Origin of the sequence: Snuella sedimenti, assembly GCF_016428595.1 — a bacterium.
Taxonomy (GTDB): Bacteria; Bacteroidota; Bacteroidia; order Flavobacteriales; family Flavobacteriaceae; genus Snuella; species Snuella sedimenti.
Genome location: NZ_JAELVQ010000002.1, coordinates 124,466 through 137,628, shown reverse-complemented (window position 1 = coordinate 137,628; position 13,163 = coordinate 124,466). Strand labels below are relative to the sequence as shown.

At 35.8% G+C, this 13,163-nt stretch carries 10 protein-coding genes; 8 read left to right on the top strand and 2 right to left on the bottom strand.

Going from position 1 to position 13,163, the window contains the following annotated elements; genetic code table 11:
* Positions 1–29 precede the first annotated feature (29 nt).
* The 3 genes from JF259_RS02420 to JF259_RS02410 all read left to right on the top strand — a co-directional run bounded on the left by JF259_RS02420 (position 30) and on the right by JF259_RS02410 (position 2,606).
* Positions 30–1,073, top strand: a complete 1,044-nt coding sequence (locus JF259_RS02420; RefSeq protein WP_199112931.1) for a hypothetical protein — start codon at positions 30–32, stop codon at positions 1,071–1,073.
* Between the two features lie 128 nt (positions 1,074–1,201).
* The gene (locus JF259_RS02415) at positions 1,202–1,984 is read left to right on the top strand and encodes a membrane metalloprotease (protein WP_199112929.1); all 783 of its coding nucleotides are present in this window, start codon (positions 1,202–1,204) and stop codon (positions 1,982–1,984) included.
* A 40-nt stretch (positions 1,985–2,024) separates the two neighbouring features.
* Positions 2,025–2,606, top strand: a complete 582-nt coding sequence (locus JF259_RS02410; protein ID WP_199112927.1) for a porin family protein — start codon at positions 2,025–2,027, stop codon at positions 2,604–2,606.
* 69 nt (positions 2,607–2,675) lie between these two features.
* On the opposite strand, the gene gyrB is transcribed toward JF259_RS02410, so the two are convergent.
* Complete coding sequence (gyrB, locus tag JF259_RS02405) at positions 2,676–4,625, bottom strand: DNA topoisomerase (ATP-hydrolyzing) subunit B (RefSeq protein ID WP_199112925.1); 1,950 nt, start codon at positions 4,623–4,625, stop codon at positions 2,676–2,678.
* 616 nt (positions 4,626–5,241) lie between these two features.
* Here gyrB and JF259_RS02400 point away from each other — a divergent pair.
* The 5 genes from JF259_RS02400 (at position 5,242) to JF259_RS02380 (ending at position 12,323) form a co-directional block, all read left to right on the top strand.
* Entirely contained in the window at positions 5,242–5,511 is a 270-nt protein-coding gene (locus JF259_RS02400; RefSeq protein WP_199112923.1) for an Asp-tRNA(Asn)/Glu-tRNA(Gln) amidotransferase subunit GatC, read from the top strand.
* 3 nt (positions 5,512–5,514) lie between these two features.
* Positions 5,515–6,915 (top strand): amidase family protein, encoded by a 1,401-nt coding sequence (locus JF259_RS02395; protein WP_199112921.1) that lies wholly within the window; start codon positions 5,515–5,517, stop codon positions 6,913–6,915.
* 87 nt (positions 6,916–7,002) lie between these two features.
* Complete coding sequence (gene gatB/aspS / locus JF259_RS02390; protein ID WP_199112919.1) at positions 7,003–10,338, top strand: bifunctional amidotransferase subunit GatB/aspartate--tRNA ligase AspS; 3,336 nt, start codon at positions 7,003–7,005, stop codon at positions 10,336–10,338.
* Positions 10,339–10,403: 65 nt separating this feature from the next.
* Positions 10,404–11,705, top strand: a complete 1,302-nt coding sequence (locus JF259_RS02385; RefSeq protein WP_199112917.1) for a YCF48-related protein — start codon at positions 10,404–10,406, stop codon at positions 11,703–11,705.
* 87 nt (positions 11,706–11,792) lie between these two features.
* Positions 11,793–12,323, top strand: a complete 531-nt coding sequence (locus JF259_RS02380; protein WP_199112915.1) for a DUF2911 domain-containing protein — start codon at positions 11,793–11,795, stop codon at positions 12,321–12,323.
* 54 nt (positions 12,324–12,377) lie between these two features.
* On the opposite strand, the gene JF259_RS02375 is transcribed toward JF259_RS02380, so the two are convergent.
* Positions 12,378–13,007, bottom strand: a complete 630-nt coding sequence (locus tag JF259_RS02375; RefSeq protein WP_199112914.1) for a 7-carboxy-7-deazaguanine synthase QueE — start codon at positions 13,005–13,007, stop codon at positions 12,378–12,380.
* Between the last annotated feature and the right edge of the window lie 156 nt (positions 13,008–13,163).

Below are 13,163 nucleotides of genomic sequence, written 5' to 3'. Positions count from 1 at the left end.
AAATTATTATAACCCAAAAAATTAGTATCATGAAAACATTAAAATTTATTACCGCAATCTTATTACTTTCATTTCTAGGATTAACTTCTTGTCAAGATGAAATAGACAATGAAAATGGACAAAACCCAAACACAAATTCGGCGAATTCTGAAACAGCCAGCAACTTAGAACGTACTTCTATGTACGACGGTAGTTTTGACGATTTTTTAGATGGCATGTCTTGTTCTTCTATTTTATTTCCTGTAACGGCTACAGTAAATGGCACACAGGTAACCCTATTAAGTCAATTGGATTATTCTTTGGTATTAGATATTTTAGGACAATTTAATACTGATGATGACAATGTTGTTTTACACTTTCCTTTATCGGTTAAATTAAGCAACTATAACGAAGTAAACGTAGCAAATCAAGCAGAGTACAACGCCTTAATGGATGCTTGTGAGCAAGCTGAAGACGAAGCAGAAGACGCTATTAATTGTTTGGATATAGACTTTCCTATTACCATATTGACATATGACCTTAAATTTGAACAAACAGGTAGTGTTGTTATTGAATCTGAACAACAGTTATACACATACATGAACAACTTTGGTAATGACGAATTGTTTGCCGTAAATTACCCAATCACAGCTACATTAGAAGACGAAACAGTCGTAAACATTACCAGTGATTTAGATTTAAGAACACAAATTAACGACTGTTTGGAAAACGAAGACATTAAAGATGAAGCTGAAGAAAATGCTGATGCCTTGGAAACCATTTTAGTCAATGGTATGTTTAAAGTAGAATCGTTTGTAAATGCAGGTGTAAACACAGCCAACAACTATGCAGATTATACTATAGACTTCGCTAACGATTTAACATGTTTGGCCGAGCACACTATTAATACTACTGTTGAAGGTACTTACGAGGTAACATCATCGCTTGAAGTGTTCTTAACTTTAAACTTTTCTGGTAATGCCAATTTTGAACTATTAAATCATACCTGGGAAGTAACAAGCTATTCCGAGAACTCAATCTCACTACAAAGCACTACAAATGCTACTATAACACTAGTTTTAGACCAAATATAAACTAGTATCGCATTTGTCCCATTGTTATGGTAAAAACAGCTGCCGAAATTTCGGTAGCTGTTTAATAACAAAAAAATTGTTATTATAGCACCTATAAAAACAAGAGAAACACTGTTAATTCAAAAATCATGAAGCATAACATTTTAATTCCATTCTTTTTTCTATTATTTATCCTTCAAGCTTGTACGACGGACAGTGATGATGCTACCAATAACCAAGAAACTTCAGTAAACAAAGCTGCCAATAAAAAAGCTACAGGAAGTGCTTCTAACGATATTTTATCGGATGACACATACAAAAGTATGGTTATTGAACTTGTTTACGTTGACGGCTTTGCACCAACACAAGCTGCTCAAGACAATTTTGTTTCCTTTTTAGAAGCAAGAACCCATAAGCCTAACGGCATTACTATAGAAAAAAGAGCTATTAATTCTCCGGAAGATGACCGTTTAACGATAGAGGAAATTGTTGCTATTGAAGATGCAAACCGTACAAAATATAATACTAACGACACTATTGCCATTTGGGCTTTCTTTACCGATGGCGAATCGGACAGCAATTCTGAAGACAGTGTTGTGCTTGGTACGGCATACAGAAACACATCGTTCGTAATTTTTGAGGAAAGTATTCACGATTTAAGCAACAGTCCTTTTGAACCTAATAGAAACCTTCTAGAAGCAACCGTTATCAATCATGAGTTCGGACATATTCTTGGATTAACAAATTTAGGAGCAACTCCGCAAAGCGATCATGAAGATCCTGATCATGAAAAACACTGCAATGTAGAAAGCTGCCTAATGTACTGGGCCGTTGAATCTGCTGCTGGCATTGCTAATATGATTGGTTCTAATTCTATACCTCAACTCGACGACCAATGTATTGCCGATTTGAGAGCTAACGGTGGAAAATAGACTTTACCCAACACATCATTAACTTAAATTAAAAAAAACAATGAAAACGACTTTTTTCACAATTATGTGTACACTATTCTCAACTTTATTTATAAATGCTCAAGACCATAAATCTAACGCAGGAATTAAGGGAGGCTATAACCTCGCCGCTGTTAGTTTTGATGGTAATACCGAAACGGGACAAAGACATGGATTTCACATAGGGCTTTATGGTGAATCCTTTTTAACTGAAAGCATAGCACTTCAAGTTGAATTATTATACTCGCAACAGGGATATGAATTAGATGATAATGGTAGTACGTTTACACAAAAAATAGACTATGTTAACTTGCCCGTTTTATTTAAAATGTACCCAAGCGATCATTTTTTTCTGGAGGTAGGACCGCAATTAGGATTAGCCATCTCACACAAAGAAGAATATGATAGCAACTTTAGTCTTTTTAATACCTCCCAAGAATTTAACCCAAAAGATTTGGACTGGGGAGTAAATTTTGGAGGCGGATTTAAAACCGACTCAGGTGTTAGCCTTGGTGTGCGTTACCATTTGGGATTAGGAAGTATTTATGACGATGGCAGCCCTAAAAATAGGGTTTGGCAATTCTCAATTGGATTTGACTTTTGATTTTTAAATTAACTAAAAAATGTCGCTTAAATTAAGCGACATTTTTTAGTTTGTATTCATGCTCTATTTTTAAGCATCAATATTTGCATAGATGGCATTCTTCTCAATAAATTCTCTACGCGGTGGCACCTCATCCCCCATCAACATCGAGAAAATACGATCGGCCTCAGTACCATTATCAATTTGCACCAAACGCATAGTTCTAAACTCTGGGTTCATAGTTGTATCCCAAAGTTGCTCTGCGTTCATTTCTCCAAGACCTTTATAACGTTGAATTTTAGAACCATCTCCAAATTCTGCTATAATTCCATCTCGTTCCTTATCTGACCAAGCATATTGTTTTTTATTTCCTTTCTTAACCAAGTATAACGGAGGCGTTGCAATATAAACATGTCCTTCTTCAATAAGCTCTTTCATGTAACGGAAGAAAAATGTTAAGATTAAAGTGGCAATGTGACTACCATCAATATCGGCATCACACATAATTACTATTTTGTGATAACGTAATTTAGATAAATTTAATGCCTTACTGTCTTCTTCTGTCCCAATCGTTACACCAAGTGCTGTAAAAATGTTCTTTATTTCCTCATTTTCAAACACTTTGTGGGTCATAGCTTTCTCTACGTTCAATATCTTACCACGCAATGGCAATATGGCCTGAAAGTTTCTATCACGTCCTTGTTTTGCAGTTCCACCCGCCGAATCTCCCTCAACAAGGAATACTTCGCACTTTGCAGGATCTTGTTCTGAGCAGTCACTTAATTTCCCTGGCAAGCCTCCAATGCTCATGACGGTTTTACGTTGTACCATCTCGCGTGCTTTTTGGGCAGCATGACGAGCCTGAGCTGCTAGAATAACCTTTTGCACAATGATTTTAGCATCATCGGGGTGCTCTTCCAAATAATCGGTTAACATTTCTGAAACTGCCTGGCTCACCGAAGCAGACACTTCTCTATTTCCTAGTTTAGTTTTTGTCTGACCTTCAAACTGTGGTTCTTGTACCTTTACAGATACAATTGCTGTTAAACCCTCACGGAAATCATCACCAGCAATGTCAAATTTTAATTTATCCAACATTCCAGATTCATCGGCATATTTCTTTAAGGTATGCGTTAAACCACGACGAAAACCAGATAAATGCGTTCCGCCTTCATGGGTATTAATATTGTTTACATAAGAATGTAAATTTTCTGCATAGGATGTGTTATACACCATAGCAACCTCAACTGGTACACCATTTTTTTCACCTTCAAAAGCAATAACATCTTTCATTAAAGGCTCACGGGTTGCATCCAAATACTTAATAAACTCTTTAAGGCCTTCTTCTGAATGGAATGTTTCTCCTTCAAAATCGCCATTTTCTTTTTTACTTCGCTTATCTACTATATGAACGGTAATACCTTTATTTAAATAAGATAACTCTCTTAATCTACTTGCTAAAGTATCATAACTATACTCTAAGGTTTGTTGAAAAATAGTAGGATCTGGCTTAAAAGTAACAATGGTCCCCCTCTTATCGGTTTCACCAACTTGTTTTACAGGGTATAACGACTTACCACGCTCATATTCTTGCTCCCATATTTTACCATCTCTATGCACCGTTGCCTTTAGGTGTTCAGACAGTGCGTTAACACAACTTACACCAACACCGTGTAATCCACCGGAGACTTTATAGGAATCTTTATCAAACTTACCCCCTGCTCCAATCTTGGTCATTACAACCTCTAGCGCAGAAATACCTTCTTTTTTATGTATATCTACTGGAATACCACGACCATCATCCTCAGTAGTAATCGAATTATCCTCATTTATCGTAACGGTAATATTATTACAGTGTCCTGCAAGCGCCTCATCAATAGAGTTATCTACAACTTCATACACTAAATGATGTAAACCACGAACACCTACATCACCAATATACATGGATGGACGCATACGTACGTGCTCCATACCCTCCAGCGCCTGAATACTGTCAGCCGAATAACCATGCTTATTAAATTCTTCTTTTGCTTCACTCATATTTAATAGTTATCTAAAAATTATAGTCAAATTTTATCTCATAAAAAAAGATGCCTAACGCACCCTTCTGAATACAAACAAATATACAAAATAAGCATGCTTTTAAAAAGCATTTTAACGTCTTTATTCAATAATTATCAACAATTGTTAATTACTAAAAATGCGCTTAAATCGCTCGAAAATAGCCTTAAAATAGATTTTACTATATTTTTCAAGATTTTAAAAACCTAAAAATTACAAAATGCCTTAAAACTGATTTATGCAATTATTTGCAACCCTTTTTTTAACTAAAAAAAAGTCATTTTCCCGACTAATAACGATAAATCCCCACCTAATTAATTAACCTTATTAAGCGATAACATTAAATCCATTATAGAACTAATAAATTAACTTTGCTTTTTTTATTAATTTGACAATACACGACAGGATATACAAAAAAAATGTGCTTAGTAAGTTAATTCTACATATATTTGACCTTCAAAATAGAGCAATGATAAATAATAATAACAATAATAATTTCAATAATCCTAATTTTTAGGACTGGAAGGTTATTGTTAAAAAATATATGAAGCCTTCCGAATTCGGAAGGCTTTTTTTAAACCTAAAAATCAAAGAAATGAGTAAAATTATGACCGTCGACATATTGTCGAGTATTAAAGGAGCACAACCCTCGGAGGCTGTTAACAAATTATTTGACGTAATAAAGAACGCCCATACCGAAAATAATGAGTCTTTTAATAATGTTAATAATAATGCTCTGTCTGTAAACGATTTGAGAGATGATGTTGTAATTGAAAGTTCTGCAATAGAAAAGCAAATTATAATAGAAAATTTTCCCAAAGAGAAAAATGGGTATTTAGTAGTTTCTAAAGTTATAGAAGAATAAGTTATGGACTCTCAAATAAAAAAGATTCACCAACAATTAGTAAGTAAGGAAATTACCTGTACAGAGCTAGTACAGAGGAAACTAGATTTACTTAAAAAGAACACCCATAATACAGCAAATAGCCTATTAGAATCATCTGCGCTTGAACTAGCTGCTAAAGTCGATGCAAAAATTTCAAATGGGGAAACTATTGGGGTGTTAGAAGGTATTCCCTTTGGCATCAAAGACGTATATATGCTGCAAGGTACGTACACAACTGCAAGTTCTAACCTGTTAAAACATTACAAATCTGCTTATACAGCTACCGCTATACAAAAATTATTGGATGCTGGAGCCATTCCTATAGTTAAAGAAAACTGCGATAGTTTTGGACATGGATCATCCAGTGAAAACACCATATTTGGTGCGGTTAAAAATGCAATCAACCCCGAATTAGTTGGAGGTGGTTCCAGTGGTGGTTCTGCAGTAAATGTTGCCAAAGATTATACTATATTCTCCATTGGAGGCGATACGGGAGGTTCCATTAGACAACCTGCTGGTTATAACAAAATATATGGCTTAAAGCCTACGTATGGTCGTATTTCCCGATATGGCTTAATGGCTTATGCGTCGTCTACCGACTGTGTAGGGCCTTTAGCCAAGTCTATTGAAGACATACGCATTGTACTTAATGTTATGAGCGGTAAGGACGCTAAAGACCAAACGTCTATAGAATCCGAGAGCATTAGTGAAGAAACAATAGCAAATACCAATACCGTAAAAACCATTGGTTATTTTAAAAATTTTATTGAAAATGATGCTATTGATACCCAAATTAAAAACGACTTTTTAGCTAGCATCGAAAAAATAAAAGCAAAAGGCATCGAAGTAAAGGCTTTAGACTTCTTTAAATCGGACATTCTAGTTTCAACCTACTACACATTGGCTATGGCCGAGACTGCTTCCAATTTATCGCGCCTAGATGGTACTAACTATGGTAATCGTATTGAATCCGAAAATTTAAAGGAAACTTATGCTGTTACACGTTCTGAAAATTTTTCAGAAGAAACCAAACGCCGTATTGTTGGGGGCAACCAGGTATTGTCACAAGGGTTTTCAGATGAGATCTATTTAAAAGGACTTGCTCTAAGAGATCAAATTTCAGAAAATTTTAATAAGGATTTTGAAGAAGTCGATATTATTATTTCACCTGTAACCCCAAGCACACCTCCCAAAATAGGAGACAGCTTAAAAGACCCTCTGGCCATGTACTTATCAGACGCCTACACCGTTGGGTTTAGTTTAGGACAGTTACCTACCCTAACCATTCCGCAAGGCACATCTACTGGTATACAAATTACAGCTGCCAAGAACAATGATGCACATGTGCTACAATTTGCTAACTTCTTAAAAGAAACTATATAATGAAATGCACAAAAATGAAATTTCTGAAACAACTAAGGGCATTCATTTGTGTATTGCATCTGACCCCTAAAAAAATATAATGAACAGATGAAATTGGAACAATTAAATGCGGCGCTTAAAGCCCACGAGTTAGAATTGGTAATTGGACTGGAAACGCATGTTAGGTTAAATACCAATACCAAATTGTTTTGTTCTTGTCCAAATCAAGAAATAGAAACGCCAAACCAAAATATATGTGCCGTTTGTACAGGACAAATGGGGGTGCTTCCTGCGGTTAACAAAGAAGCCATTACCAAGGCCATTCATTTTGGAAAAGCCGTAAAATCTACATTCGACAATGATGTGATCTCATGGGATAGAAAACATTATGAATATCCCGATAACCCCAAAAATATTCAGATTACCCAGTTTCACAACCCCATTATACCCGATGGACAAGTATCTTGCTTTAGAAATGATGGTTCGCAGTTTACTGTAAACCTTACACAAGTACACATTGAAGAAGATGCAGCCAAGCTAATACACGAAAAGAAAGTCTCTTTAGTTGACTTTAACAAAGCAGGGGTGCCTTTAATTGAAATTGTTACCACGCCTTGTATCCGCCATATTGAAGATGCTTCAACCTATGCACAATATATACAACGCATCGTTCAAAATTTAAAAATATCGGAGGCCAACCTTGAAAAGGGCGAGTTTAAATCGGATGTTTCGGTATCCTTACGAAAAAAGCATACTTACAATTTAAATCCGCGTACAGAAATAAAAAACTTGAATTCATTCAAGTTCATGGTCGATGCCTTAAAAGAGGAAGTTGAAAAGCAATTAAACTATTACTTAGAACATAAAGAATTTAGACCAGAGCAAACTACCGTGCTATGGGATGCCGACTTGAAGCAAACCAAAACCATGCGTAAAAAGGAATTTGAAGCAGACTATCGCTTTATTTCTGAGCCCGATTTGCCTTTTGTAAACATTAAAGAGGTGGTTGAAACCATCGATGTTGATATTAGTGCATTGCCATTTGCTGTAGAGTCTATTTTAATAAAAGGAGGCGTTTTACCCCAAGATGCCAAATTCTTTACGGCCGATGCTATCCGATCTAAAACATTCGTAACAATAAACAACGAGCTTAAAGACCCTTCTTTTGTTGCAAAAACACTGGTTAACAATATTGGTGCGGACGAATATGGGGACATTCACGATATTAACCACTTAATTGACATCTTCAAACTTTTTAAATCCGAAAAAATAACAGCTGTTTTAGTTCAGAATGCCATTACTTCTTACTTAAAAGACAGAACTTTTGATTATAAAAAGTACTTTGAAGCTAATACCATTTCTGAAGACAAAATTACTGAAGCTATTAATAAGGTTATTTCTGAAAATGAAGCTATTGCTAGCGATATAAAAGCTGGAAACCAAGGCAAAGCTGGAATTCTTGTTGGAAAAGTAATTGCCATTATTGGAAAAGGTGCATCTGGGAAAGTTATCCGTCAAGGTATATTAGATGCACTATCGGCCGATGGTATTAAAGAAGCGCAAACCGAAACACAGAAACAAAAAAAGACATCCGATAAAGCTACCACAACAAAAGCTGAAGAAGAAGTAATACCTAACATTCCTTTAGTTGTTAAAGAAGCTTATAGAACGCATAAAATTACGGAACTTTCAGAAGCCTCTATTTCCAACACAGTAACTTTGGCTGGATGGGTGTCGAGTGTGCGTGATCATGGTGAATTGATTTTTATCGATTTAAGGGATTCGAGCAACGAAATATTCCAGGTTCGTTTAAGCAGGGAATCGTTCCCCAATTTAGATGAACTGGTAAAACTAAAACCAGAAACCGTAATCTCGGTTACAGGAGACGTTGTACAACGTAAAGAAGATGATTACAATGCTGGATTACGCACTGGAACTATTGAGCTGGAAACCTCTGCATTAGAAATATTGAACCTGTCTAAAACCTTGCCTTTTGAAATAAAAAGGGCAGCACGTTCTAACGAAACGGTTCGTTTTCAATATAAATTTTTAGATCACAGAAATGACAGTGTACGAAGAGCTATTGTAAACCGACATAAGGTAACAAAGCTAATGCGTGATATTTTAGACAATGAAGATTTTTTAGAAATTGAAACCCCCATTTTAACCGCTGGTACCGACGAAGGTGCTAGAGAGTTCATTGTCCCAACGCGTAAACAATCGGGATCTTTTTACACCTTACCACAAGCGCCACAGCAATTCAAACAAATGCTAATGGTTGGTGGATTTGAAAAGTATTTCCAAATCGCCCGTTGCTTTAGGGATGAAGATTCTCGTGGCGACCGTCAACCAGAATTTACGCAATTGGACATTGAAATGGCTTATGCCAGCATGCAGGACATTATAGACTTAAACACACGCATGTTTAATGAGATTGTCCAAAAAGTGTACGGTAAAAAATGGATATTACATCCTTTTGAAGTCCTTACCTATAAAGAAGCCATGGACAAGTATGGTTGCGACCGACCCGATTTACGTTTTGGCTTACAAATGCAAGACATTACAGATATTGTAAAAGATACAACCTTCCAAGTATTTAGTAAACCTATTGAAGATGGTGGTATTGTAAAATGTATTAAAGTATCGGCCAAAGAACAAGGAAACAAACGTCTGTCCAAAGGTCAAATTGAAAACCTAACGGCCATTGCTCAAGCTAATGGTCTAGGAGGTCTGGCCTACATAATAGTTAACGAGAATGATTTACAGTCACCAATCATTAAATTTTTAGGCGAAGATATAGCTGCTAGAATTATTGAAGCTACCAATGCCAAGGTAGGTGATATTGTATTTTTCTCGGCAGCCGACCATGCTACGGCCAATAAAGCTTTGGATGCCGTACGACAGGAAATGGGACGCTTTTTACGTTTAATAAACCCAAAAGAACTACGCCCTGCCTGGGTAATAGACTTCCCTATGTTCGAGAAAACCGATGAAGGTAGGTGGACTTTTACTCACAACCCATTTTCCATGCCGACTATTAACGACATAGAAAAACATATGAACGGTAAAGAAGAAGAAATTGGCACCATTATTTCACAACAATACGATTTAATTTTAAATGGTTACGAAATCGGTGGCGGTTCTATTAGAGCACATAAACCTGAAATACTAGAAGCTACATACAGAAATATGGGCTACAATAAAGAAGAGATGTTAAAAAGTGTAGGCACCATGTATAAAGCATTTCATTATGGCGCTCCACCACATGGTGGTATAGCCTGGGGTGTAGACCGCTTAATGATGATCTTAGAGAAAAAAGCCTCTATTAGAGAGGTTATGGCCTTTCCTAAAACAGGAACCAGTGAAGATTTATTATTCGGCTCACCTTCTCCATTATCTGACAAAAAAGTAGAAGAAATGAATGTAAGAGTAATTAAAAAATAAACTTTTCTTTAATATTGACTAAAGAAATGCCTTAGTTTTGTCTAAGGCATTTTTTTTTTACATCTATGAATCCACTAAACAACCATTTTGCAAAACTGTTGTTCTATAGCTGCTTTTTGGTATTTTTCAACACCTATTCGCAACCCACTTGGCAAACTTTAACAGCTATTACTCCCAATATAAACAACCAACGTTTTGACGACATCTTCTTTCTAGATGAAAATATAGGTTGGGCCGCTAATGGCTTTTATGCTGCCGTATACAAAACTATAGATGGTGGAAAAACATGGACAGAGCAACTAAATGAAAGTGAACTTGGAGGTGATTATTATTTTAGAAACATTGAGTTCTTAAATGAAGACATTGGCTTCCTGGGCACATTAAATGGCAAGTTTTTTATAACATCAAACGGTGGTGATAACTGGGAAGAGGTAACAAATATATCTCCAAATCCGTCAGCAATTTGTGGACTGGATACTGTTGGGGAATCTACCATTTACGGATGTGGAGCGTATTTTTCTCCAGCTTATATAATTAAATCAACCGACAGTGGAAGCACATGGCAGTATATTGATATGTCTGCTTATGCCAATGCCTTGGTTGAAATTTATTTCTTAACAGAATCTGTTGGTTATGCTTCTGGTAGAAGTAACAATGGTGCTACAATACTAAAAACAACAGATGGAGGAAGTAGTTGGACAGAAATTTACAATTCTAATATAACAGGGGAATATTTTTGGAAGTTGCAGGTCCTAGAAAGTAATACAAACATCATTTTTGGTTCCATATCATCCGTTCCTCAAAACCCAGGTAAGCTTGTTAAAACAAATGATGGCGGTCAAACCTGGAGTAGTTATAATGCGCCAGAAACAGACGTACAAGCGGTAGGTTTTATTTCAGAAAACCGTGGATGGATGGGTGGGCATACTACCGGTTTTTACGAAACAGAAGATGGAGGACAAACGTGGACAAATCTTAATACAGGTAGTAATCTAAACCGAATTTTTATTATCAACTCTAATCTAGCTTACGCTAGTGGCACGTCACTTTACAAGTTTACCGATGAAACTTTGAGTACCAAAATCGTAAGAAACCAAAATAGGGCACCATTAAACATTTCATTTAAAAACAACCCCGTAACATCTACATTAGAGTTTGATATTGTATTTGAATCTATCGATAATTTGGTAATTGAACTATACAACTCAAACGGAAAATACATTAAACAATTGAGTATTAAAAACAACATTCAAGCCAAAACACCTCAAAACTATGCTTTCTCTGTTGAAGATCTGGCTTCTGGAGTTTACTTTATTAACTTCCATAATAATACAGGAAGGGAGTCCAAAAAATTTATTAAGAAGTAACATCATTTTTTAATATAATATTAAGAACTTCAAACAAAGAATTACTTAATTTTAAAATTGCATATTAACACTAACTATAAAAAAACTATGAAGACATCAAATTTTATTTCAAGTATAGCTTTTGCTATTGTATTATTATTAACAACCAATGCTGGGGCTCAAGAGTTTAGTAAACTCGATAAAAGTCCTATGGATGCAACTATATATAGAACATCCCGAAATGCTCCTGCAATTGCAAAAGTTATCTATAGTAGACCTCAACTTAAAGGACGCTCATTAGGTTCGCTTGCTCCAAATGGTAAAGTTTGGCGTACTGGCGCTAATGAAGCTGCCAACATTACTTTATACGAAGACGTAAAAATTGGAGGAAAAACTGTAAGTGCCGGAGAGTATTCGCTTTTCACCATTCCTGGAGAAAAAGAATGGACGATTATTTTGAGCAAGGATATTAACGTTTGGGGTGCTTATTCTTATAAAGAAGCAAATGATGCTATTAGGGTTCCAGCACCTGTTACAACTGCAAGCGAATCCCTTGAGGCTTTTTCCATTGCTTTTACTAATGATGCTTTACATTTAGGATGGGGTACGACAAGAGTTGCCGTTGCTTTCACGAAATAGCATGATGCTATTATAAACATAAAAAAAGTGCCTTATTAGGCACTTTTTTTATGTTTAGGGTATATTTAAATATTTATGCGTTTGTAAAGACACTTTCCATTTTGGGTGTGCCATCACATAATCTACAATTTCGGGAATCACCTTGTCACGCTTACTCCATTCTGGTTGCATATATAATATGCAATCTTTATTTACTTTAGCTGCTTGTTCTTCTGCAAACCGAAAATCATCTCTATTATAAATAATCATTTTGAGTTCATTAGCCTTTTCATAAACTTCTTGTGTTGGTAATTTCATCTTTTTAGGAGACAAACAAATCCAATCCCAAATGCCGGTAAGTTTATAAGCTCCAGATGTTTCGATATGCACTTGCAATCCTTCTGCCTTTAATTGTGCTGTTAAGGCTGTCATGTCCCAAGTTAAGGGCTCGCCTCCTGTTACCACTACTGTATCACTATATTTTTTAGCTTGGGCAACAATCTTAACCGTCTCTGTTGGCGGATGTATATCTGCATTCCAACTTTCTTTAACATCGCACCAATGACATCCCACATCACAACCTCCTATACGAATAAAATAAGCTGCAGTTCCTTTGTGATACCCCTCTCCTTGAATGGTATAAAACTCCTCCATTAAAGGCAACATTTCGCCTTTATCTACTAGTAACTGTATTTCCTTATTCATCTGTTTACTCTTTAATCTGGTCAGATATAACACGCCAATAATAAATTTGGTAAGATATCGTCTTTTCTATGGCTTATTTATTAGTTTGCAAAGATACAATACTTTAAAAAAGTATGAATTAAAAGTTTATTGTTTTATATAGCTTAATTATTGAGT